General features: G+C 74.2%; 15 protein-coding genes and 1 tRNA gene. 4 read left to right on the top strand and 12 right to left on the bottom strand.

Going from position 1 to position 23,637, the window contains the following annotated elements:
• Positions 1 to 80 precede the first annotated feature (80 nt).
• Positions 81 to 1,397 carry a LuxR C-terminal-related transcriptional regulator gene (locus ACFXMG_RS37065; protein ID WP_383827457.1) on the top strand — a complete coding sequence of 439 codons (1,317 nt, stop codon included), beginning with the start codon at positions 81 to 83 and terminating at the stop codon, positions 1,395 to 1,397.
• A gap of 216 nt (positions 1,398 to 1,613) precedes the next feature.
• Positions 1,614 to 3,371: a bifunctional 3'-5' exonuclease/DNA polymerase gene (locus ACFXMG_RS37060; RefSeq protein ID WP_383827455.1), complete on the top strand. Its 1,758-nt coding sequence runs from the start codon at positions 1,614 to 1,616 to the stop codon at positions 3,369 to 3,371.
• 42 nt (positions 3,372 to 3,413) lie between these two features.
• Here ACFXMG_RS37060 and ACFXMG_RS37055 read toward each other — a convergent pair whose 3' ends face one another.
• Complete coding sequence (locus ACFXMG_RS37055) at positions 3,414 to 4,766, bottom strand: hypothetical protein (protein WP_383827453.1); 1,353 nt, start codon at positions 4,764 to 4,766, stop codon at positions 3,414 to 3,416.
• Between the two features lie 180 nt (positions 4,767 to 4,946).
• On the bottom strand, positions 4,947 to 5,456 hold the full coding sequence (locus tag ACFXMG_RS37050) for a SigE family RNA polymerase sigma factor (RefSeq protein ID WP_383827451.1): 510 nt from the start codon (positions 5,454 to 5,456) through the stop codon (positions 4,947 to 4,949).
• A 169-nt stretch (positions 5,457 to 5,625) separates the two neighbouring features.
• Between ACFXMG_RS37050 and ACFXMG_RS37045 the strand changes: the two genes are divergently transcribed.
• Together ACFXMG_RS37045 and ACFXMG_RS37040 are read left to right on the top strand one after the other, a co-directional pair.
• Entirely contained in the window at positions 5,626 to 6,006 is a 381-nt protein-coding gene (locus ACFXMG_RS37045) for a DUF6479 family protein (RefSeq protein ID WP_383827449.1), read from the top strand.
• Between the two features lies 1 nt (position 6,007).
• Positions 6,008 to 6,778: an RNA polymerase subunit sigma-70 gene (locus ACFXMG_RS37040; protein WP_383827447.1), complete on the top strand. Its 771-nt coding sequence runs from the start codon at positions 6,008 to 6,010 to the stop codon at positions 6,776 to 6,778.
• On the opposite strand, the gene ACFXMG_RS37035 is transcribed toward ACFXMG_RS37040, so the two are convergent.
• The 10 genes from ACFXMG_RS37035 to ACFXMG_RS36990 form a co-directional block, all read right to left on the bottom strand.
• A complete protein-coding gene (locus ACFXMG_RS37035) occupies positions 6,768 to 7,421 on the bottom strand; it encodes a pyridoxamine 5'-phosphate oxidase family protein (protein ID WP_383827445.1) in 654 nt (217 codons plus the stop codon). The genes ACFXMG_RS37040 and ACFXMG_RS37035 overlap by 11 nt on opposite strands.
• 137 nt (positions 7,422 to 7,558) lie before the next feature.
• Positions 7,559 to 7,632 (bottom strand) — tRNA-Thr (locus ACFXMG_RS37030).
• Positions 7,633 to 7,728: 96 nt separating this feature from the next.
• The gene (locus tag ACFXMG_RS37025; protein WP_383827443.1) at positions 7,729 to 9,288 is read right to left on the bottom strand and encodes an alpha/beta fold hydrolase; all 1,560 of its coding nucleotides are present in this window, start codon (positions 9,286 to 9,288) and stop codon (positions 7,729 to 7,731) included.
• 110 nt (positions 9,289 to 9,398) lie between these two features.
• The gene (locus ACFXMG_RS37020; RefSeq protein WP_383827441.1) at positions 9,399 to 10,601 is read right to left on the bottom strand and encodes a DNA polymerase III subunit delta'; all 1,203 of its coding nucleotides are present in this window, start codon (positions 10,599 to 10,601) and stop codon (positions 9,399 to 9,401) included.
• An 844-nt stretch (positions 10,602 to 11,445) separates the two neighbouring features.
• A complete protein-coding gene (tmk, locus tag ACFXMG_RS37015) occupies positions 11,446 to 14,943 on the bottom strand; it encodes a dTMP kinase (RefSeq protein WP_383827439.1) in 3,498 nt (1,165 codons plus the stop codon).
• Positions 14,944 to 15,096: 153 nt separating this feature from the next.
• Entirely contained in the window at positions 15,097 to 17,940 is a 2,844-nt protein-coding gene (topA, locus tag ACFXMG_RS37010; protein WP_383827437.1) for a type I DNA topoisomerase, read from the bottom strand.
• Positions 17,941 to 18,177: 237 nt separating this feature from the next.
• Complete coding sequence (locus ACFXMG_RS37005; protein ID WP_383827435.1) at positions 18,178 to 18,375, bottom strand: hypothetical protein; 198 nt, start codon at positions 18,373 to 18,375, stop codon at positions 18,178 to 18,180.
• A 164-nt stretch (positions 18,376 to 18,539) separates the two neighbouring features.
• Positions 18,540 to 20,093: a methyltransferase gene (locus ACFXMG_RS37000; protein ID WP_383827433.1), complete on the bottom strand. Its 1,554-nt coding sequence runs from the start codon at positions 20,091 to 20,093 to the stop codon at positions 18,540 to 18,542.
• A gap of 219 nt (positions 20,094 to 20,312) precedes the next feature.
• Entirely contained in the window at positions 20,313 to 20,963 is a 651-nt protein-coding gene (locus ACFXMG_RS36995) for a small secreted protein (RefSeq protein ID WP_383827431.1), read from the bottom strand.
• Between the two features lie 162 nt (positions 20,964 to 21,125).
• Positions 21,126 to 23,459 (bottom strand): sodium-translocating pyrophosphatase, encoded by a 2,334-nt coding sequence (locus ACFXMG_RS36990; RefSeq protein ID WP_383827429.1) that lies wholly within the window; start codon positions 23,457 to 23,459, stop codon positions 21,126 to 21,128.
• Positions 23,460 to 23,637 lie beyond the last annotated feature (178 nt).

Here is a 23,637-nt window from a genome sequence, read left to right as displayed (position 1 = left end):
CTCCCCGCCCTCCCTCCGGCCAGTCCCACCTATCCGAAAGACCAGCCACCCCTCCCCTCCCCCTCGCTAGGCTGGCCGCCATGGACGTGCTCACGCTGACCACCGCGTACGAGATCCTCCGCCGGCCGCTCGGGCAGCTCCTCGGGCAGCTCTCCGCGACGCTCGCCCCGGTCATCCCGCACGTCGGCGCGGCCGAACTCTCCACGCACTGCGCGCACTCGCCGTTCAAGACGACCGGCGCGACCGACGGGCTCACCGCCGCCGACCTGGCGCCGCTGCTCGCCGCCGGGGTGCCCGGGGAGCCCTGGCAGGGGACGGCCCGGCTCGGCGGGCGTACGCGCGCGTGCATCGCGGTGACGAGCGGCGCCACCGCCCGCAACTCGGTACTCGTCCTGCTCCTCGAAGACGCCCCCGCGAACAACCCCACAAGCAGCCCCACGAACGGGCCCACGGCCGACCCCGCGAACAGCCCCACGACCGGCCCCGCGCCCGCCGGACCGGACGAACTCGCCCTGGCGCAGGCCCTGTGGGACCTGGTGACCAGCCATCTCGACCGGTTCGCGGTCGAGGCGATGCCGGGCGCGCTGGCCCGCTCCCGCGCCGCCGCCGACACGCGCGCGCGTGTCATCGCCGAGTTGACCACCGCCCACGCGGCGGCCGTCTCCTCCGTCCTGTCGGTGCTCCGCAGCCGGTCCCTGGACGACGCGGCGGCCCGGGCGACCGCCACCGACCTCGCCGCCACCGCGCTCATCGAGATCCGGGCCGCGCGGCAGCAGGACCGCGCGGTCGCGGAGGAGCCCGCCCGCGCCGCCTTCGGCCGACTCGCCGACGAACTGCGGACGATGTTCCGGCACCACGCGGTACGGCTCGTGCTCGGCCCGCCGGACGGCGACCCCTCGCTCCCCGCCGACCTCGCGCACAGCGCCCGCGCGATCGTCCGCGCACTGCTGCCGATCGCCCTCGAACAGGAGGGGGTGAGCCGGGTGCACGTCGGCTGGCGGATCACCGAGCACGAACTGCTGGCCACCGTCCGCGACGACGGCCCCGGCACCCTCGCCTCCTGCGACGTGGGCGCGGGCACGATCCGCGACCGGCTCGACGTCCTCGGCGGCCGGATCGAGCTGGAGGCCGTACCCGGCTGGGGCACGACCATGACGGCGGTCCTTCCCCTGGCCACGCCGGACGCCCCGGCCGGGGCCGCGCACCCGCTGGCCACGCTGGGCGAGCGCGAGATCGAGGTCCTGCGGCACCTCGCCCTCGGCCACCGCAACCGCCACATCGCCGGAGAGCTGAACATCAGCGAGTCCACGGTGAAGTTCCACGTCGCGAACATCCTCGGCAAGCTCGGTGTCGCCTCCCGCGGCGAAGCGGCGGCCCTCTTCCACGCGGCCGCGTGACGGAAGCGGGCAGGGGCAGGCCCCGGCCGCACGACGGAAGGCGGCAGGCCCCGGCCGCGTAACAGAAAGCGGTAGTCCCCCGGCCCCGTGACGGAAGGGGCCAAGGACAGGCCCCGGCCCCGTGCCGCGAGGGGCCGGGCCCGGACCCACCCCCCAACCCCCCGTCCCAGATGTCGTGATCCGCCACTGTCAGTGGCGGATGCCAGACTCGCAGCCATGAGCGAGAGGTGGGTGCTGGCGCCGGAGCCGGAGGGGGAGGGCGTGGTCCTCGTCCCTCTCGGGCCGGACGGCGCGCCCGCCGGGGAGGTGCGCCGCGAGCCCGATCTGGTCGCGTCCGTCCGCGCCCGGCCCGAGGTGGCGCGCTGGGTGTGGCGGTCGACGGCCGAGGTGTACCCGCGGCTGCTCGCCGCTGGCGTCCGCGTCGAGCGGTGTTACGACATCGAGGACGCCGAGCAGTTGCTCCTGGGCCACGAGGGCCGCCTCGGCGAGCCCCGCTCGGCCGCCGCCGCGTGGGCCCGGCTGCGGAACGCGCCGGTGCCGCCCGACCCGCCGCAGCGCACCGCCGAGCCCGGCTCCCAGGACTCCCTCTTCGAGCCGCGGCCGGTCGCCTCCGTCCCCTTCGAGGGCCTGCTCGCGGTCTACGCGGAGCAGCAGCGCCGCCACGACCGGGCCGAGCACCCGGGCAGGATGCGGCTGCTGACCGCCGCCGAGTCGGCCGGGATGCTGGTGGCCGCCGAGATGCACCGGGCCGGCCTGCCCTGGCGGGCCGACGTGCACCGGGACCTGCTGCACGAGCTGCTGGGCGAGCGGTACGCGGGCGGCGGCGAGCCGCGCCGGCTCGCGGAGCTGGCGGACGAGGTGTCGGCCGCCTTCGGCCGCCGGGTCAGACCCGACCTGCCCGCCGACGTGGTGAGGGCCTTCGCGCAGGCCGGGATCCGGCTGCGGTCCACCCGCCGCTGGGAGCTGGAGGAGGTCGACCACCCGGCGGTGGAGCCGCTGATCGCGTACAAGAAGCTGTACCGGATCTGGACCGCGCACGGCTGGTCCTGGCTGGCGGACTGGGTGCGCGACGGCCGGTTCCGCCCGGAGTACCTGCCGGGCGGCACGGTCAGCGGCCGCTGGACGACCAACGGCGGCGGGGCGCTCCAGATCCCGAAGGTGATCCGGCGCGCGGTCGTCGCCGACGAGGGCTGGCGGCTGGTGGTCGCGGACGCCGACCAGATGGAGCCGCGGGTGCTCGCCGCGATCTCCCGCGACCCGGGCCTGATGGAGGTCGCCGGGCACCCGGACGACCTCTACACCCGCCTGTCCGACCGGGCGTTCTCCGGCGACCGCGACCACGCGAAGCTGGCCCTGCTGGGCGCGATCTACGGCCAGACCAGCGGCGACGGCCTGAAGAACCTGGCGGCGCTGCGGCGCCGCTTCCCCCGCGCGGTGGCCTATGTCGACGAGGCGGCGAAGGCCGGCGAGGAGGGCCGGCTCGTCCGCACCTGGCTGGGCCGCACCAGCCCGAGAGCGGCCGGCGCGGGCGACGACGACGAGGCGGGCCTCCCCCAGGAAGGCCCCGAACAAGCCCCGGGCCAAGGCTCAGGACAGCGCTACGGACAGGGCTCCGGACAAGGCTCCGGACAAGGCGCCGCGGAGGAAGGCTTCACCCCGGGATACGCCTCCGGGAACGCACGCGCCCGCGGCCGGTTCACCCGTAACTTCGTCGTCCAGGGCAGCGCCGCCGACTGGGCGCTGCTGATGCTGGCGGCCCTGCGCCGGGCGCTCTCCGCCGCCGGGATGCGGGCCGAGCTGGTCTTCTTCCAGCACGACGAGGTGATCGTGCACTGCCCGGCGGAGGAGGCCGAGGCCGTGACGGAGGCGATCCGCGCCGCCGGGGACGAGGCGGGCCGGATCGCCTTCGGGGCGACCCCGGTCCGCTTCCCGTTCACGACGGCGACGGTGGAGCGGTACGCGGACGCCAAGTAGCACCCACGCACCGCCCATCCCCCACCCCACCCCACCCCATCCCTACTTGGCGGGCAGCTTCGCCCACTTCGGGTCGAGGGCGATCGTCTTCAGCTGCTCCATCGTGAGCGCGGGCTCCGCCCGGGTGGCGGCCTCGTGCTGGGTGCCGGAGTTGAAGGCGGAGACGACGACGCGGAATCCGGACTTCGTGATCGTGTCGGCGGTCCACATGACGACGCCGTCGCCGCCCTTCTCGCCGGGCTGCTGGGTGAGCTTCACCTTGCGGCCGTCGGGCAGGGTGGTGACCTCGCCGGAGCCGAAGAGCTGACCGGCGACGTCGCCCATGCCGTACTGGACGTTGACCTGGACGAGGCTCCTGCCCTTGCCGTCGTCGACGATCACGTAGCCGTACTGACCCTCACCCTCCTTCTTGACGACCTCCAGCCCCTTGGGCAGCAGCGCGCGCAGGGTGTTGGGGACGCTGTTGCCGGTGATCTCGGGCGGAGCCTTGCGCAGGTTGTGGAGCTTCCCGCCCTGTCCCGCGGGCGGCACGGCGGGCGCGGTGGGCAGCGGCGGGATCCGGTCCAGCAGCGGCCGCCACGCGTCGGCGGTGACGAGCGCCTTGAGCTGGGCGGCGGTGAAGGGCGGGTTCTCGCGGCTGATCGCGGCGCCCTTCTGCGCGGGCGCGTTGTACTCGTTCGCGTCGATCAGGAAGCCGTCCTTGGTGAGCACGGTCGCCCGCCAGTTCTTGGTCTCCTCGCGCTTGTCCGGGTACTCGTAGCCCTGGAGGACCATGAACCGCCCGCCGCCCGGGAGCGTGCCCTCGGCGCAGTCGTCGTAGGGGACGAACGTCTCGTCGGGGCAGGTCACCATGTCGGCGCCCGCCTCGGCACTGCGGCCCGCCCGGCTGAGGTAGATGCCGAAGGCGGCCTCGCCCTCGCCGTCGTCGTAGTACCCGTTGAGGCCCTGGCCCTTGCCTTCGAGGCCGTCGAACCGCCACTGGCCGGCGGGGGTGTGGGCCTTGACGATGTCGGCGATCTCGGAGAGCGGGATCTCCGCCTCCCCGGGCTTCAGCGTCCCGGTGTCCGGGGTCGCCTCCGCGGTCTCGCTCCTGCCGTTCTCGTCCGTGGCGGTGCCGCCCTCGGGCGCCGCCGCCACGGACGCCCGCTTCACCGACTGCTCGGGGGTGAGGACGGAGCCGGCGTAGACGCCGCCGACGCCGATGCCGGCGAGCGCGAGGGCGCCGCCGGTGACGGCGAGCCTGCGGCGCAGCAGCCGTCGCCGGCCGCGGGCGAGTCCGCCGGAGACCAGCTCGGGCCGGCCTTCGAGGCCGAAGCTCTCGCCGGTGCTGCGCAGCACGGAGCCGAGCTCGCCGGCGAACCCGCCGTCGGGGTCGTGGTGTTCGTTCTGGGACATGACGAGATCACCGTCTCTGCTTCAGAAGTACGAGGAGGATGAGGAAAGTTACGGCTCCGCCCCGGAAGGGGCAGCCCCCCGGAAGGACCGGTGTCCGCCCCGGAGCGAACCGGGGCTGGACGGAAGAAGACCGGGGCTGGACGGAAAGAGACCGGAGCCGAGCCGCCGCCCGGTGACGGCTCAGCGGGTGGCGAACTCGGCGATGCTGCCGCCGAGTCGCTGCCGCAGCTTGCCGAGCGCCCGCGTGGAGCGGGTGCGGACGGCCGCGGAGCTGGTGTGCAGGGCGTCGGCGGTCTCCTCGACGCTGCGGTCCTCCCAGTAGCGCAGCACCACGACCGCCCGGTCCTTCGCGGGCAGTGCGGCGAGCGCGTCGAGGAGGGCGATCCGCAGCAACGGGTCGCTGCCGTCGTCCGGGGTGTGGTCGGGCAGTTCGCCCAGCGGGCGCTCGGTCGCGGAGCGGCGGCGCTGGTGGCTGAGGAACGTGCGGACGAGGACGGTCTGGGCGTACGCGGCGGGGTTGCCGATCCGGGACACGCGCCCCCAGAGGGCGTACATCTTGCCCAGCGTCTCCTGCGTGAGGTCCTCGGCGAGGTGCACGTCCCCGCTGGTCAGCAGGCAGGCCGAACGGAAAAGCTGGCCCGTGCGTGCCGAGGCGAACTCCAGGAACTCGTCCGCGCGGGACGTTCTCATGCCCCTCCTCTCCCTGGCGGTCGCGAGTGGTCACGGGCGGTCGCCCTGTGCGACCGCGGTGCTCGCTGTCGTGCCGTACACCCCTTCGACGCGACGGGGCCGGGGAAATGTTTCACCGAACCCGCGCTCGAACGCATCCGAAGAAGCGGAATCGGGTAATCCTCTTGGTATGAACACTCTCAGCGCAGAGATCCTGGCTGGGGTCTGGCAGTCAGGTCTCGCACAACTGCTCGGCGGCCTGGTCATCGTCGCCGTACTCATCGGAGGCTTCTGGTTCGGCTACCGGGTCCGCACCCGCGAGCCCCGCCCACCGCAGCCCGACGAACAACCGCACCGCCCGGACAGCGGCGCGATCCCCGGCGAGATGTCGGAGTACCGGCGCGGGACGGAGATGCCGCACACCGACGGCGCGCACCGGCTCATGCCGTACCAGCTCAAGGACGGCGGCGGCACCGAGACCTCGCCCACCCCGCCGAGCGAGGAGAAGCGCAAGTGGGGCGGGATCTCCAGCGGTGGCTTCGGCAGCGGAGGCACCGGACACGGCGACTGACGTGCACACCACCACGCGCACCCGGCTGCGGGCGATGGCCCGCGCGCTGCTCGGCTCCGTCCCCGAGGCGGACCGGGCGGTACGGACCGCGGAGCGGGTCCTCGCCCCGTACGGCCCCGGCCCCCGCACCCGCCGGGGCCCGGGCCCCGTCCCCGATCCGGGCCCGTCCCCCGAGGCCGTCCTCGCCCGGGTCTGCCTGGGCCGGCTCCGGGCCCGCGAGGCCCGCCGCACCGACCCGTGGGACCCCTGGTCGGACACCCCGGACAGCCCCGGCCTGACCCCGGCCGAACGGCTCGTCCTCGTCCTCCACGACCGCTACGACGTCCCGTACGAGACCCTCGCCCTCGTCCTGGAACGCGCCCCGGCGGCGGTCCGCCAGATCGGCGCCCGCGCGAGGGCCCGGGTCCGGGGCACCGAGGAGATGCCGGAACCCGATCCGGTACGCCTCAGGGCGGCCGTGGACGCGGTCCTCGCCGCCGCCCAGGAGGGCGACACGGCCGCCCTGCGCGCCCTGCTCGACCCGGACGCGGTCCTGCGCGCCGACCCCGGCGCCGTACGCGGCGGAGTCCGGCCCGCCCACGGCGCCCCGGCGGTGGCCCGCGTCCTGGCGGCCCGCGCGGCGGTCGCCCGCCCGGTCCTGGTGGACGGGGCCCCGGGCCTGGTCGCCGCCCCGGACGCCGTCTACCGCTTCACGGCCCCGGCCGGCCCGATCACCTCGATCGACGTCCTGGCGGACCCACCCCACGTGAACCGCCTGGCGATCACGCCCTAGCGCGTACGGGTTCCACTCCATCCGCCCGCCGCCCGGCCCGCCCCGCGATGTGACCGGGCACGGCGGCGGCGATCTCGGGCGGCAGTACGGGATCGGGCACCGGGTCGCCGAAGGTGGTCACCACCGGCAGCACCCCCGCCCACAGCCCCAGCTCCGCGTCCTCGGAGTCCCCGTCGTCCGGCGGCCCGCTCCGCGTCTTCACCGACGCCTCGGTGAGGTCAAGCGCCAGCAGCGAGGTCGCCGCCAGCTCCTTCCGGCTGGGCTGCCGCACGTACTCCCACTGCCCCGGGCTGCTCTGCTCGGTCAGCGCCCGCAGCCCCCGCAGCTTCTCCTCGGGATCGGTCACCAGCTCGGGAACGCCGTAGATCATCGCGCACCGGTAGTTCACCCCGTGCTCGAACACCGACCGCGCCAGCACCAGCCCGTCCACATGCGTCACCGTCACACACACCGTGCTCCCCGGCGCCTGCACCAGACTCCGACTGGCCACCGACCCGTGCACGTACAGCCGGTCCCCGTCCACCCCGTACGCCGTCGGCACCACCATCGGCACCCCGTCCACGGTCACCCCGAGATGACACAGCCACCCCGCCGCCAACACCGCGTCCAGATCCCCCCGCAGATACGACCCCTTCTCCCGCATCCGCCGCAACCGCGTCCGCCCGGTCCCCCCGACCACCCGCTCGCCCACGATTCCCCCTGCTCCCGAAGCACAGCCCAAAAACGGCCCGGACATGAAAAAACCCCAGGTCACGGCGAGTGAGTCCTGGGGTGATTCCGAGCCGCCTTCGGGATTCGAACCCGAGACCTACGCATTACGAGTGCGTTGCTCTGGCCAACTGAGCTAAGGCGGCGTGCTGCGCGACACCATGGTGGGTGCAGCAGCGTCGCCAAGTCTACACAGTTTCGCGGGGTGCTCCGACCAGGGTCGGAGGGGGTGGCTCCGGGGGTTATGAGCAGCGCTTTCCTTCGGTGGGCGGGGTGCCTTCGAGGAGGTAGGTGTTGATGGCGGTGTCGACGCAGTCGCTGCCGCGGCCGTAGGCCGTGTGGCCGTCGCCCTCGTAGGTGAGGAGGGTGCCGGAGGAGAGCTGGTCCGCGAGGGACTCGGCCCAGCGGTAGGGGGTGGCGGGGTCACGGGTGGTGCCGACGACGAGGATGGGGGCGGCGCCCTCGGCGGTGATGCGGTGCGGGCGGCCGGTGGCCGGGGAGGGCCAGTAGGTGCAGTTCAGAGCCGCCCAGGCGAGGCCCGTACCGAAGACCGGGGACGCCTTGTCGAAGGACGGGGCGGCCAGTTGGGCGCCGGACGGGTCCTGGTAGGCGGGGGGCAGGTCGAGGCAGTTCACGGCGGCGTTGGCGAACATCAGGTTCGCGTACGAGCCGTCCGGCTCCCGCTCGTAGTAGCTGTCGGCGAGCGCCAGGAGCGCTGAGCCCTCGCCGCCGATCGCCCGGGTCAGGGCCTCCCGCAGCTGCGGCCAGGCGCCCTCGTCGTACATGGCGGCGATGACGCCGGTGGTCGCCAAGGACTCGCCGAGGTCGCGGTCCTCGCCGGTGGGGACCGGCGCGGCGTCCGTGGCGCGGAAGAACTTCTTCAGGGCCTCCCCGGCCGCCGCGACCGACTCGGTGCCGAGCGGGCAGTCGGGCTGGGCGACGCAGTCGGCGGCGAAGGCCCGGAAGGCGGTCTCGAAGCCGGCCGTCTGGTCCCGGTTGAGGTCGAGCGCGGAGAGGGACGGGTCCATCGCCCCGTCGAGGACGAGCCGGCCGACCCGCCCGGGGAACAGCTCGGCGTAGGTCGCGCCGAGGAAGGTGCCGTACGAGGCGCCGACGTAGTGCAGCTTCGCGTCGCCCAGCGCCGCCCGCAGGATGTCCATGTCCCGGGCCGTCTCCACCGTGGAGACGTGCGGCAGGACCGCGCCGCTGCGCTTCTCGCACCCCGCCGCGAACCGCTTGAACGAGGCGGCCAGCGCGTTGACCTCCGCCGCGTCGTCCGGGGTCTGGTCGATCTGTGTGTACGTGTCCATCTCGGGGCCCGTCAGGCAGTCGACCGGCTCGCTGCGGCCGACCCCGCGCGGGTCGACGGCCACCATGTCGTAGCGGGCCCGCACCGGCTCGGGGTAGCCGATGCCCGCGTACCCCTGGAGGTAGTCGACGGCCGAGCCGCCCGGACCGCCCGGGTTCACCAGGAGCGAGCCGATCCGCTGCCCGGGGCCGCTCGCCCGCACCCGGGAGACGGCCAGCTTGATCTCCGGCCCGTCCGGCTTCGCGTAGTCCAGCGGGGCCCTCAGCGTCGCGCACTGGAAGCCGGTGACGCCGCAGTCCCGCCAGGACAGCTTCTGCCCGTAGTACTTCTTCAGCGCCTCCGGCGAGGGCGCCGGCGAGGCCACCGGCCGCGCCGACCCCGCCCTCGACCCCACCGGGGCGGCCGCGTCGCTCCCGCCCGTGCAGCCGGAGAGGATCAGCCCGGCGGCGGCGAGCGCCGTGGCGGAGGTACGGAGGAGACGCCTGGAGTCCATGCCCGGAGCGTATCCGGACGAGTACGGAACGTGTCCAATCGCGGGGCGTACGGTGCCGGGTCCGGGAACTCCGGGGCTCGGGGCCCGGGGCCCGGGGCTCGGGGCTGGGGTCAGTCGCGGAGGGCCATCGCCATCGCCTCCACCGCGAGCAGCGGGGCGACGTTGCGCTCCAGGGCCTCGCGGCAGGCGAGGACGGCCTCGACCCGGCGCAGGGTCCGCTCCGGGGTGGTGTCGTGGGCGATCCGCTCCACCGCGTCCCGTACATCCTCGTTGGCCAGGGCCGAACGCGTGCCCAGCTGGAGCGTCAGCACGTCCCGGTAGAAACCGGTGAGGTCGGTGAGGGCGAGGTCCAGGGTGTCGAGCTGGGTGCGCCGGCCGCGGCGCTTCTGCTTCTCCTCCAGCTCCTTCATCATCCCGGCGGTGCCGCGCGGCATCCGTCCGCCCTGGACGGCGCCGAGCGCCGCCTTCAGCTCCTCGGTCTCCTTGGTGTCGACCTCCTCGGCGACCTGCTTCGCGTCCTCCGCCGCCGCGTCCACCAGCTCCTGGGCGGCCTTGAAGCAGCCGCCGATGTCCGCCACGCGCAGGGGCAGCTTGAGGACGACGGCGCGGCGGGCGCGGGCCCGCTCGTCCGTGGCGAGCCGCCGGGCCCGGTCGACGTGCCCCTGGGTGGCCCGGGCCGCCGCGTGGGCGATCTCCGGTTCGATGCCGTCACGCCTGATCAGCAGGTCGGCGACGGCCTCGACCGGCGGGGTGCGCAGGGTCAGGTGGCGGCAGCGGGAGCGGATCGTCGGCAGGACGTCCTCGACCGAGGGGGCGCAGAGCATCCAGACGGTGCGGGGGGCGGGCTCCTCGACGGCCTTCAGCACGGCGTTGGCCGACTTCTCGTTGAGCCGCTCGGCGTCGGTGACGAGGATGATCTGCCAGCGGCCGTTGGCCGGTGACGTGAACGACTTGCGGACGGTGTCGCGCATGTCCTTGACGAGGATCTCGGTGCCGACGGCGGAGACCGTCGTCACGTCGGCGTGGGTGCCGACGAGCACCGTGTGGCACCCGGTGCAGAAGCCGCAGCCCGGCGCCCCGCCGAGGGCCCGGTCCGGGCTCACGCACTGGAGCGCCGCCGCGAAGGCCCGCGCCGCGTCGGTCCGGCCCGCGCCGGGAGGACCGGTGAAGAGCCAGGCATGCGTCATCTTCGACGCCTCGGGGGCGAGCTCACCGGCGGCCTGAGCGGTGACGAGCGCGTCGGCATCCCGCGCGGCGGCCGCCAACTGCTCCTCAACCCGCCCCTGTCCAACCAGGTCGTCCCATACGCCCATGTCTGCCCCTCCTGAAGGTACGCCCCCCATTGTGAGGCAGCCGACTGACAACCGGCCCCGCCGAGCTTCCGGCGGCGGGGTGGGGGCGCGCTCCGGTGGGCCGGTGTGCCGGTGGGCCGGTGTGCCGGTGTGCCGGTGTGCCGGTGGGCCGGTGGGCCGGTGGGCCGGTGGGCCGGTGGGCCGGTGGGCCGGTGGGCCGGTGGGCCGGTGGGCCAGCGCGGCACTCTTGCCGTCCGGCAGTCGGCCGTCCGGCCGCCCGGCGTCTGCCGGGCCAGCGGCCCGGCAGCCCGAGCAGGCCGAGCAGGCCGAGCAGGCCGAGGCAACGCTCTGGCAGTAGGACCGTCCGGCGAGCCGGTGGTCCGAAGGACCGACGCGACGCTCCTGCCGTCCGGCAGTCGGCCGTCCGGCCGCCCGGCGTCTGCCGGGCCAGCGGCCCGGCAGCCCGAGCAGGCCGGGCAGGCCGGGCAGGCCGAGGCAACGCTCTGGCAGTACGACCGTCCGGCGAGCCGGTGGTCCGAAGGACCGACGCGATGCTCCCGCCGTCCGGCGAGGCAAGGGTCCGGCAAGCTGCCGTCGCGCTCCTGCCGTCCGGGCCGTCAGGCCGCCTGGCCGTCCGGCAACGGGCGGCCGGCGGCCCAACGGCCCGGGCGGGCCCGCTAGCCGACCGGCCGAAACAGCGCTCTGGCAGTACAACAGTCCAGCAGCGCGGCGAGCGCGGCGAGCCGATACTCCAGCGGGCCGACGCCGCGCCCTTGCCGACCGGCCATCCGGCGGCTCCGCCGTCCTGCGGCGCCGCCATCCGACTGCCCGGCTGTCCGGCCGCCCGGCGGCCCACCGCTCCGCCTCAGCGGCGCCGGCGGCGGCCGTCCTCGGCGGTCCCGTTCCCGTCGTCGCCCCTGTCGTTCCTGCGCTTCCCGTCCCCGTCCTCGTAGCCGCCGAACAGTTCGTCGGCGAGGCTCGGGAGGTCGTCGAGCGGGGTCTCTTCCGCCCAGTCCGAGCGGCGGCGCGGGCGGCCCTGCTCGTCGAGCTGGGGCAGCTCGCGGGTGACGTCGTTCGAAGTCGCCCCACCGGTCGCCCGCTCGTCCCGGAAGAAGTCCTGCGGAACCCGGTCCACCGGATCGGCCCGCCGCTCGTCCCTCACGGGCGGCAGCACGGCGGTCTCGTCCGCAGCGGCATCCCTCACGGGCGGCAGCACGGCCGTCTCGTCCGCAGCCGCATCCCGCACCGGCGGCAACACAGCCGTCTCATCCACAGCCGCATCCCGCACCTGCGGCAACACAGCCGTCTCGTCCTCGGGGCGCGCGTCCTCCGGGCGGACGACCGGGGTCGCCACGGTGACCTCGTTCGGCGAGACGGTCGGGGCGTCGCCGCCCGCACCCGCACCCGCCTCCACGCCAGCACCAGCACCAGCACCCGCACCCGCACCCGAGTCCTTGCCCAGCTTCACGACCGGCGTCTGGACCGTGACCTCGCTCGCCGACTGCTCGGCCGCCCTCCGCTCGGCGGCGGCACGCGCGTCAGCGGCACGCTTCTCCGCAGCCGCACGCTCTTCCGCGGCAGCCCGCTCGGCAGCAGCCCGCTTCTCGGCCGCGGCCCGCTCAGCAGCAGCCCGCTTCTCCGCCGCAGCACGCTCGGCCGCCGCGCGCTCAGCCGCCGCCTTCTCCGCCGCAGCCTTCGCCGCCTGCTCGGCGGCCAGTTTCTCCGCGGCGGCGACGGCCTCCTCCGCGGCCTTCGCGGCGGCGGCCGCGGCCGCCAGTCGGCGGGCTTCCTCGGCGCGGAGGAGGGCTTCCTCCGCCTTGCGCTGCTTCTCCTGGCGGAGTGCCTCGGCCTCGGCGCGGAGGCGGGCCTCCTCCTCGGCCTGCTTGCGGAGCCGTTCCGCCTCCTCGCGGCGGGCCTTCTCCTCGGCCGCGCGCCTGCGGGCCTCCTCCTCGGCGGCGAGCCGGGCCTCCTCGGCCCTGCGCCGGGCCTCCTCCGCCTGCCGCTCGGCCTCCAGACGGCGCGCCTCTTCCTCCTCGCGGCGCTTGCGCTCCTCCTCCTCGGCGCGCAGCTTGGCGAGCTGCTCCTGGCGCTCGCGCTCCAGGCGCTCCTCCTCGGCCTTGCGGGCGGCCTCTTCCTCGGCCTTGCGCCGGGCCTCCTCCTCCGCCTTGCGGCGGGCCTCCTCCGCGGCCTTCACCTCGGCCTCGGAGAGGGGCAGCATCCGGTCGAGCCGGTGGCGTACGACGGTGGTGACGGCCTCGGGCTCCTGCCCGGCGTCGACGACGAGGTAGCGGCTCGGGTCGGCGGCGGCGAGGGCGAGGAAACCGGCCCGCACGCGCGCGTGGAACTCCGGCGGCTCCGACTCCAGCCGGTCAGGCGCCTCCGTGAACCGCTCCCGGGCGGTCTCCGGCGAGACGTCGAGGAGGACGGTCAGGTTCGGTACGAGCCCGCCGGTGGCCCAGCGGGAGATGCGGGCGATCTCGGTCGGCGAGAGGTCGCGGCCGGCGCCCTGGTAGGCGACGGACGAGTCGATGTACCGGTCGGTGAGGACGATGGCGCCCCGCTCCAGGGCGGGCCGGACCAGGGAGTCGACGTGTTCGGCGCGATCGGCGGCGTACAGCAGCGCCTCCGCGCGGTTCGAGAGGCCGGCCGAGGAGACGTCGAGCAGGATCGAGCGGAGCCGCTTGCCGATGGGGGTGGCGCCGGGCTCGCGGGTGACGACGACCTCGTGGCCCTTGGCCCGGATCCAGTCGGCGAGCGCCTGGACCTGGGTGGACTTGCCGGCGCCGTCGCCGCCCTCCAGGGCGATGAAGAAGCCGGTGGCGGCCGGGGCCTGGGCGGGGTCGGCGCCGCGCAGCGCGTCGCGCAGGTCGCGGCGGAGCGGTACGCCCGCGCGGTCGTCGGTCTTGGCCAGGACGAGCGCGGCGACGGGCAGCAGCAGGGCGCCGACGAGGGCGAGCGTGAACGCGGCGCCGCCGTGGTCGAAGACGAAGGTGCCGGAGTCGGAGACCAGCCGGTGCGGGCCGATCACGGCGGCGAGCAGCGGCGCGGCGAGCGCGCCGACGGCGATGGCCACGCGCGCGGTGGCCTGGAGGTGCGCGGTGGTGCGCTCCCGGCGCGGCTCCTCGGTCTCCTGGTCGATGAGGACGTGCCCGGTGTTGGCGGCGACGCCCGCCGCGTATCCGGCGAGGAGGGCGAGGAGGAGCACGGTCGCGGTGTCGGGCACGAGGCCGACGGCGATCAGGGCGATGCCGGTGACGGCGAGGGCGAGGGCGAGCAGCCGGCGCCGGGAGAGCACCGGCAGCACGGAGCGCGCGGTGCGGATGCCGACGGCGGTGCCGCCGCTGAGCGCGAGCACGAGCAGCGCGTACGTGACGGGCCCGCCGCCGAGGTCGAGGGCGTGCAGCGCGGCGAGCGAGGCGGCCCCGCCGATGGCGCAGGCGACGGTGGCGCAGGCCAGCACGAGCAGCGGTACGGCTCCGGTGCGGCCCTTGTCGGCGGCGGGGCGGCGCAGCCCCTCCAGCGGCGAGCGGGGGCGCGGGGTCTGCCCGCCGGGCAGGGTCATCGCCGCGAGGACGCTGACGGAGGCGGCGAAGAGGCCGGCGGCGACGTACGTGCCGAGGGCGGCCTGGTGGAGCGAGAACCAGTCGATGCCGGAGCCGAGCAGGTTGCCGATGAGGGTGGCGACGAGCAGGACGGCGGCGGCGGCCGGCACGGCGAGGAAGGCGGTGCGCTGGGTGAGGGTGCGCAGGGCGCCGAGGTGGTCGGGGAGCGGCCGGACGGCGTCGCCCTCGACGGGCGCGGCGGGCAGCAGCGCGGGGGCGGCGCCTTCGCGGCAGACGGCCCAGAGGCGTTCGGCCGCGCCGGTGAGGAAGACCGTGCCGAGCAGGAACCACACGGCGCTGCCGGGGGTCCAGTCGATCCACAGGGGCGCGATGACGAGCAGCGCGATCCGCAGCCCGTCGGCGCCGATCATGGTCCACCGCCGGTCGAGGGCGGCGCCGGGCGCGGTCAGGGCGGTGAGCGGGCCGAGCAGGACGGCGCCGAAGAGGACGGTGGCGAGCAGCCGGGTGCCGACGACGGCGGCCACGGCGAAGGCGACGCCCCGGGAGCCGCCGCCGAACTCGCCGCCCGCGGTCGTGGCCTGGAGGGCGAGCAGGACGAGGACGAGGAGGGCGAGGGCGTCGCCGACCCCGCCCACGACCTGGGCGCTCCACAGCCGGCGGAGCGGCTGGTGGCGGACGAGGGCCCGTACGGCGCGCTCCCGGGAGTCCGCGACGAGGGCCGCGTCGAAGACGGGGGCGGCGCCGGGGGCGGGTGCGGCTTCGGAGTCGCCCAGAAGCTCTGGCTGCTCTGCTCGCGTCATCCGTCCACCCTATCCGGACGGCCTGGCTCAACGGGTCCACAGCCGAACATATGTAGGAAGAGCGAGAGCATCGCTCCCGCCCTTCCCAAGATCCCGACCGCCCGGACTCACGATCCCGGCCGCCCGGACCACTCCGGTGCTTCGCCGCCCGGACTACTCCGGCTTCGCAGCGGCAGCCTTCTTCGTGGCCGTCTTCTTCGCCGCGGTGGTCTTGGCCGTCGTGGTCTTCTTCGCCGCCGTCTTCTTCGCCGCGGTGGTCTTGGCCGCCGTGGTCTTCTTCGCGGCCGTCTTCTTGGCCGCGGTCTTCTTCGCCGGGGCCTTCTTGGCGGTCTTCTTGGCCGGTCCCTTGGCGCGCTTCTCGGCGAGCAGCTCGTAGCCGCGCTCCGGCGTGATCGTCTCGACGCTGTCGTCGGTGCGCAGCGTCGCGTTGGTCTCTCCGTCGGTGACGTACGGGCCGAAGCGGCCGTCCTTGACGACGACGGGCTTCTCGCTGACGGGGTCGGTGCCGAGCTCCTTCAGCGGCGGCTTGGCGGCGGCCCGGCCACGCTGCTTGGGCTGGGCGTAGATCGCCAGCGCCTCCTCCAGCGTGATGGTGAAGAGCTGGTCCTCGCTGGTCAGCGACCGCGAGTCGGTGCCCTTCTTGAGGTACGGGCCGTACCGGCCGTTCTGCGCGGTGATCTCGACGCCCTCGGCGTCGGCGCCGACGACGCGCGGCAGCGACATCAGCCGGAGCGCGTCCTCCAGGGTGACCGTGTCGAGGGACATCGACTTGAACAGAGAGGCGGTGCGCGGCTTGACCGCGTTCTTGCCGGTCTTCGGGGTGTCCTCGGGCAGGACCTCGGTGACGTACGGGCCGTACCGGCCGTCCCTGGCGATGATCTGGTTGCCGCTGACGGGGTCGGCGCCGAGCTCGAAGTCGCCGCTGGGCTTGGCCAGCAGCTCCTCGGCGTGGGCGACGGTCAGCTCGTCGGGGGCGAGGTCCTCGGGGACGTCGGCCCGCTGGTGGCCCTCCTGGTCCTTCTCGCCGCGCTCGACGTAGGGGCCGTAGCGGCCGACGCGCAGCATGATGCCGTCGCCGACGGGGAAGGAGGAGATCTCGCGGGCGTCGATGGCGCCGAGGTCGGTGACGAGCTCCTTGAGGCCGCCGAGGTGGTCGCCGTCGCCGTTTCCGGCGTCGGCGGCGCCCGAGCCCTCGGGGCCGCCCTCGCCGAAGTAGAAACGCTTCAGCCACGGCACGGACTGGGCCTCGCCGCGGGCGATGCGGTCGAGGTCGTCCTCCATGCGGGCGGTGAAGTCGTAGTCGACGAGCCGGCCGAAGTGCTTCTCCAGCAGGTTGACCACGGCGAAGGAGAGGAAGGACGGCACGAGGGCCGTGCCCTTCTTGAAGACGTAGCCGCGGTCGAGGATCGTGCCGATGATCGAGGCGTACGTCGACGGGCGGCCGATCTCGCGCTCTTCCAGCTCCTTGACCAGGGTGGCCTCGGTGTAGCGGGCGGGCGGCTTGGTGGCGTGGCCGTCGGCGGTGATCTCCTCGGCGGAGAGCGCGTCGCCCTCGGCGACCTGCGGGAGGCGCCGCTCGCGGTCGTCGAGCTCCGCGTTCGGGTCGTCGGCGCCTTCGACGTACGCCTTCATGAAGCCGTGGAAGGTGATCGTCTTGCCGGAGGCCGAGAACTCGGCGTCGCGGCCGTCGGCGGAGGTGCCGCCGATCTTGACGGTGACCGAGTTGCCGGTGGCGTCCTTCATCTGGGAGGCGACGGTCCGCTTCCAGATGAGCTCGTAGAGCCGGAACTGGTCGCCGGTCAGGCCGGTCTCGGCCGGGGTGCGGAAACGATCACCCGAAGGCCGGATCGCCTCGTGCGCCTCCTGCGCGTTCTTGACCTTGCCCGCGTAGACGCGCGGCTTCTCCGGCAGGTAGTCGGCGCCGTACAGCTGCGTCACCTGGGCGCGGGCGGCCACGACGGCCGTGTCGGAGAGCACGGTGGAGTCCGTACGCATGTAGGTGATGAAGCCGTTCTCGTACAGCTTCTGCGCCACCTGCATGGTCGCCTTCGCGCCGAAGCCGAGCTTGCGGCTGGCCTCCTGCTGGAGGGTGGTGGTGCGGAAGGGCGCGTACGGGGAGCGGCGGTACGGCTTCGACTCGACCGAGCGGACCGAGAAGCGGGTGTCGGCGAGGGAGGCGGCGAGCGCGCGGGCCTTCTCCTCGTCGAGGTGGAGCACGGCCTCGCTCTTCAGCCGCCCGTCGGCGCCGAAGTCACGGCCCTGGGCGACGCGCTTGCCGTCGACGGACGCGAGGCGCGCGGTCAGCGACGAGGGGTCGGAGGGGTCGCCGGCGCGGCCGGTGGAGAAGGTGCCGGTGAGGTCCCAGTACTCGGCGGAGCGGAAGGCGATGCGCTCGCGCTCGCGCTCGACGACGAGGCGGGTGGCGACGGACTGCACGCGGCCGGCGGAGAGGCCGCGCATGACCTTCTTCCACAGGACCGGGGAGACCTCGTAGCCGTAGAGGCGGTCGAGGATGCGGCGGGTCTCCTGGGCGTCGACCATCCGCTTGTTGAGCTCGCGCGGGTTGGCGACGGCGGCCTGGATCGCGTCCTTGGTGATCTCGTGGAAGACCATCCGGTGGACGGGGACCTTGGGCTTGAGGACTTCCTGGAGGTGCCACGCGATGGCCTCGCCCTCGCGGTCCTCATCGGTGGCGAGGAAGAGTTCGTCGGACTCGGCGAGCAGGTCCTTGAGCTTCTTGACCTGAGCCTTCTTGTCGGCGTTGACGACGTAGATGGGCTGGAAGTCGTGCTCGACGTCGACGCCGAGGCGGCGGACCTCGCCGGTGTACTTCTCCGGCACCTCGGCGGCGCCGCTGGGGAGGTCACGGATGTGCCCGACGCTCGCCTCGACGACGTAGCCGGGGCCGAGGTAGCCCTTGATCGTCTTCGCCTTGGCAGGCGACTCGACGATGACGAGTCGGCGGCCGCCGTGTGCGGTCTCGCTGGTCGGGGACAACTTCGCTCTTCTCTCCGGTCGACGCGGTCTGCGCTGGCACGCACGTCAGCGACACCCTCGGTGACGCTGGCGTCGCTGCGGAGTGTGACGGTACAACCCGCCCCCGTGTCAAACAGGGAAAGCCCGCAACGGCCACTCGAACGGTAACCCGACTCCTGCCCTTCCTGCCGCCCGGACTGCCGGACCGGCGGGGCGGCCGGGTGTGGAGCGCGTCTCAGCGAGTGGCGCGGGCGCGGCTCAGAGGCGGCCGAAGCACCAGACGCCGAGGGCGAGGAAGAGCGCCCCGGAGAGGGCTGCGAGGAGGGCGGCGGCGCGGGGCGGGACGCCGAGGGCGACGGGCTCGCCGTGCCGGACGCGGACCGTGGTCCACAGCAGCAGCGCGCCTCCGAACAGCGCGAACGCCGTTCCCGCGAAGATCGCCGGCCCGCTCTCCATGCCCGTACCCGCTTCCCGTCCCACCGCCGTACCCGCGCGGTCTGTGTCTCCCCGGAGGGGTCCTGGAAGGGAGGCTGACAGCTTCCGGCGTCAGGGACGCGAATTCCGGGTGAACGACGCGGGCCGGACCGTCCGGTTTCACGAAGATGGCCGGTAGTGCCCCACTACTCCGCGGCGCGCTCCTCCTCCGGAAGCAGGGACTCCGGGGTGAGGAAGCCCTCCTCGACGAGGAGGCGGATGGCCTGCGGGGTGCGGTCCCGCAGCAGCACCGGGTCCTCGCCCATGAGCTGGGCGATGGCGTCGAGGATCCGGCCGGCGCTGAGGGAGCCGTCGCAGACGCCCGCGAAGCCGGCGCCCACGTGGTCGACCCGGGTGGCGCGGCGCATGCCCCGGTTCTGGCGCAGGACGACGTGCTCGGGGTCCTCGGCGCCGGGCAGCCCGACCTGCTCCTGGACGACCTCGGGGGCGAGGGTGAAGCTGTCCGCGAGCAGCGCGGCGTCGTCATGGGTGCGCAGGTAGTCCTGGCGCTCGAAGTGGGCACGGACGGCCGGGCCGAGCGGCTGCTCCACGGGGTGCGGCCACTCCTCGATCACGATCGACGGCTCCGCCTTCCCCGCGGCCACCTCCGGGTCGCGCCGCAGGGTGATCCAGCCGAAGCCGATCGACCGGGTCCCGCTCGCCTCGAAGGCGTCCATCCAGCGCTCGTACGCCCCCCGGTACGCCTCGGGGTCGCCGCGGTGGTCGCCACTGTCCCGCAACCACAGCTCGGTGTACTGGGTGACGTCCTGCACCTCGCGCTGGACGATCCAGGCGTCGCAACCGCGCGGCACCCAGGAGCGGAGCCGGTCCTGCCACTCCTCGCCGTCGACGTGCTGCCAGTTGGCCAGGAACTGGGCGTATCCCCCGTCGTTCAGCCGCTCGCCGGCCTGCTGGACGAGGGTGCGGCACAGGTCGTCGCCGCTCATCCCGCCGTCCCGGTAGGTGAGCCCGGAGCCGGGGGAGATCACGAACGGCGGGTTGGAGACGACCAGGTCGTACGTGTCGCCGTCCACCGGCTCGTAGAGCGAGCCCTCCAGCAGCTCGGCCTCGCGCGCCCCGGAGAGGGCGAGCGTCAGCCGCGTGAAGTCCAGCGCCCGCGGGTTGAGGTCGGTGGCGGTGACCAGGGTGCTGTGCTGGGCGGCGTGCAGGGCCTGGATGCCGGAGCCGGTGCCGAGGTCGAGCGCGGCGGCGACCGGGGTGCGGACGGTGATGCCGGCGAGGGTGGTGGAGGCGCCGCCGACACCGAGGACGACGCCCTCCTCCTTGCTGCCGATGCCGCCGGCGCCGCCGACGGCACAGCCCAGGTCGGAGACGATGAACCAGTCCTCGCCGTCCGGGCCGCCGTACGGCCGGACGTCGACGGTCGCGCGCACCGCGCCGTCCTCCCGGACCACCCAGCCGTCGGCCAGCGCCTCGTCCAGCGGGAGGGCGGCGGCGGCCCGGCCAGGCTCGACGGCCCGCTGGAGCAGGAAGAGCCGGACGAGGGTCTCCAGCGCGGAGTCCCCGCGGGTGGCCCGCAGAGCGGGCACGGTCTCGCTGCGGGCCAGCGCGGCGTAGGCCGGGGCACCGAGCAGGTCGAGCAGACCATCGGCGGTGAAGTCCGCGGCGAGCAGAGCCTCGCGCAGGAGGGCGGCGCGCGCGGGCACCGGAAGGCTGGCAGTCAGACTCGTCGTACTCACGCCCCCATTGTGACCGCCCCCTCCGACAACAGACCCCCCGACAGCCCGACGACCGGCAACGGACCTGTCTGGTACGGGGCGCTGGTCGGGCTGTGCCGGGCCGAGCCGGGCCAGGCCCGGCCGGACCGCGTCGGGCCTGCCCGCGCGCGTCCGGGCCCGGGCCCCGCGCGCCTCAGGCCGCGTCAGGCGGCCTCCGGGCGCGTCGCGTTCCGGCGCCGGCTACTCCGCGGAGGCGGACGGCTTCGGGGAGGCGGCGGTGGTGGGGGTGGCCGTGGCCGTGGAGCCTGCCTTCGGGGAGGCGGAGCCGGTCGGCGTCTTGGGGACCGACAGGGTCGGCTTCTGGCAGCCGGGCTGCTTGGCCATGGCCTGGCCCAGCTCGCCGTTCTCCAGGTTGGCCAGCGCGTTCTGGTCCATCTTCTCGATCTTGGTGAGGCCGTCGGCGACGTTCTTCAGCCCCTCGGCGAACTTCTGCTGGTTCGTCGGGTCGAGCGCGTCGACCTGCTTCTTCAGCCCGTCGTAGGCGACGGCGGTCGCGTTGAGCTCCGCGATGACGTCCTTCTGGACCTTCTCGCCGTTCTCGATCGGCGGGACGCCGGCCGTCTCGACGGCCTTGGCCAGCGCCCGGTCGGCGTCCGCGATGTCCTTGAACGCCTTGGAGTCGGCGGCCTGGATCTCCGCCGGACGGCTGTCCGCCGCGGTCGAGATGATGATCTGGTGGGCGTCGGCCCGCTTCTGGATCTGCGGCTTCGCCTGGTCGCAGAACGACTTGGCCCAGTCGTTGACCTTGTCGCCCTCGTCGTCGCTACAGCCGGACAGCACGAGCACCAGTACCGCACCGCCGGACAGCGCTGCCACAAGCTTCTTGTTCACCGGATCGGTCCCTTCCAAGACTCTCGGCCCCGGAACATACACGCCGCGCGGGCGACTTCCACCTTTCGTACGACGGATTCCTCCCGTGTTGAATCCGTTTGAACCAAGCGGCGCCGGGCCTTCGGGCACCGCGCGCGCCCCGGAAATGAGACGGACGCCACGTCAGGCGACAGCCACCCTGCGCCGTTTGGAGGCGCGCACCGCGACGGCCACCACGAGCAGCGCGAGGACGGCGATCCCGGCCCGCGCCCAGGCGTTCGCGTCCTCGCCGTAGCCGTAGCGCACCACGGCCGGGGCGATCAGCAGCGCCACCAGGTTCATCACCTTCAGGAGCGGGTTGATCGCCGGTCCGGCGGTGTCCTTGAACGGGTCGCCGACGGTGTCGCCGATCACCGTCGCCTCGTGCGCCGGACTGCCCTTGCCGCCGTGGTTGCCGTCCTCGACCAGCTTCTTCGCGTTGTCCCAGGCACCGCCGGAGTTGGCCAGGAAGACCGCCATCAGCGCGCCGGTGCCGATCGCCCCGGCGAGGTACGCGCCGAGCGGGCCGACGCCGAGCGCGAACCCGACGGCGACCGGGGCGGTGACGGCGAGCAGCCCGGGCGTGGCGAGTTCGCGCAGCGCGTCCTTGGTGCAGATGTCGACGACCCGCCCGTACTCGGGGAGCTCGGTGCCGTCCATGATCCCGGGGTGCTCGCGGAACTGGCGGCGGACCTCGTACACCACCGAACCGGCGGACCGGGAGACCGCGCTGATGGCCAGTCCGGAGAAGAGGAAGACGACGGCGGAGCCGAGGATCAGCCCGACGAGGTTGTTGGGCTGGGAGATGTCCATGGAGAGGGTCAGCTCCCCGGCGCGCGCGCCGACCTCGGCGACCGAGGTGGCGATGGCGTCCCGGTACGAGCCGAAGAGCGCGGCGGCGGCGAGGACGGCGGTGGCGATCGCGATGCCCTTGGTGATCGCCTTGGTGGTGTTGCCGACGGCGTCCAGCTCGGTGAGGACCTGCGCTCCGGCGCCCTGGACGTCCTTGGACATCTCCGCGATGCCCTGCGCGTTGTCGGCGACGGGCCCGAAGGTGTCCATGGCGACGATCACGCCGACCGTGGTGAGCAGCCCGGTCCCGGCGAGTGCGACCGCGAAGAGCGCCAGCATCACGGAGGCGCCGCCGAGCAGGAAGGCCCCGTAGACGGCGAGGGCGATGAGCAGCGCCGCGTACACGGCGGACTCCAGGCCGATGGCGACGCCGGCGAGGACGACGGTGGCGGGGCCGGTGAGCGAGGAGCGGCCGATGTCCTGGACGGGCCGGCGGCCGGTCTCGGTGAAGTAGCCGGTGAGCCGCTGGATGAGCGCGGCGAGCAGGATCCCGATGGCGACGGCGACGAGCGCGAGGACCCGGGGGTCGCCGGCGCGCCCGGTCAGCCCGGGTTCGGTGACGCCCTCCAGCTCGGCGTAGGACGACGGCAGGTAGACGAAGGCGGCGACGGCGACCAGCACGAGGGAGACGACGGCGGAGACGAAGAAGCCGCGGTCGACGGCGCGCATCCCGCCGCGGTCGGAGTGCCGGGGGGAGACGGCGAGGATGCCGATGACGGCGGTGAGGACCCCGATGGCGGGCACGATCAGCGGGAAGACCAGGCCGTGGTCGCCGAAGGCGGCCTTGCCGAGGATGAGGGCGGCGACCAGGGTGACGGCGTACGACTCGAAGAGGTCGGCGGCCATGCCCGCGCAGTCGCCGACGTTGTCGCCCACGTTGTCGGCGATGGTGGCGGCGTTGCGCGGGTCGTCCTCGGGGATGCCCTTCTCGACCTTCCCGACCAGGTCGGCGCCGACGTCGGCGGCCTTGGTGAAGATGCCGCCGCCGACCCTCATGAACATGGCGATGAGGGCGGCGCCGAGGCCGAAGCCCTCCAGGACCTTGGGCGCGTCGGCGGCGTAGACGAGGACGACGCAGGCGGCGCCGAGCAGCCCGAGACCGACCGTGCACATGCCGACGACCCCGCCGGTGCGGAAGGCGATCCGCATGGCCCGGCGGGCGGCCTCGGCGGGTTCCAGCCCGGGCCGGCCAGGGGCCGGGGCGGCCTCCCGGGCGGCGGCCGCGACCCGGACGTTGGCCCGGACGGCGAGCCGCATCCCGACGTATCCGGTGACCGCCGAGAACAAGGCGCCGACCAGGAAGAACAGCGAGCGTCCGGCCCGCTGCGACCAGGAGTCGGCGGGCAGCGCCATGAGCAGGAGGAAGACGACGACGGCGAAGAGCGCGATGGTACGCAGCTGGCGGGCGAGGTAGGCGTTGGCGCCCTCCTGCACGGCGGCGGCGATCCGGCGCATCGCCGGGGTGCCCTCGTCGGCCTTGAGCACCTGGCGGCCGAAGAGCCGGGCGGTGACCAGTGCGGCGAGGGCGACACCGGCGACGACGGCGACGATCGTCCGGTTCCCGCTGGTGAGCACCGCCGCGGCGAGGGCGGCGGGGGCCTGGGCCAGTTCCGGTTCGGGGTGCATGGGCACGGATCATAGGCAGCCGAAGCGGGACAAACCGCCTTCCGCAGGCGGCACCCCGCCGGAATCCATCGATTGCCCCGGACGCGAACGTGAGAGGAGGAGGCCCCCCCCGGCGGGGGGGCCACCCCCGAAACCACTCCCAAAACACCCGGGTGAGCCACGGGGGGGCGCCAGAACG

Origin of the sequence: Streptomyces sp. NPDC059201, from assembly GCF_042754585.1 — a bacterium.
GTDB lineage: Bacteria > Actinomycetota > Actinomycetes > Streptomycetales > Streptomycetaceae > Streptomyces.
The sequence above is the reverse complement of the archived record's forward strand: the minus strand, read 5'-3'. Positions and strand labels throughout refer to the sequence as shown.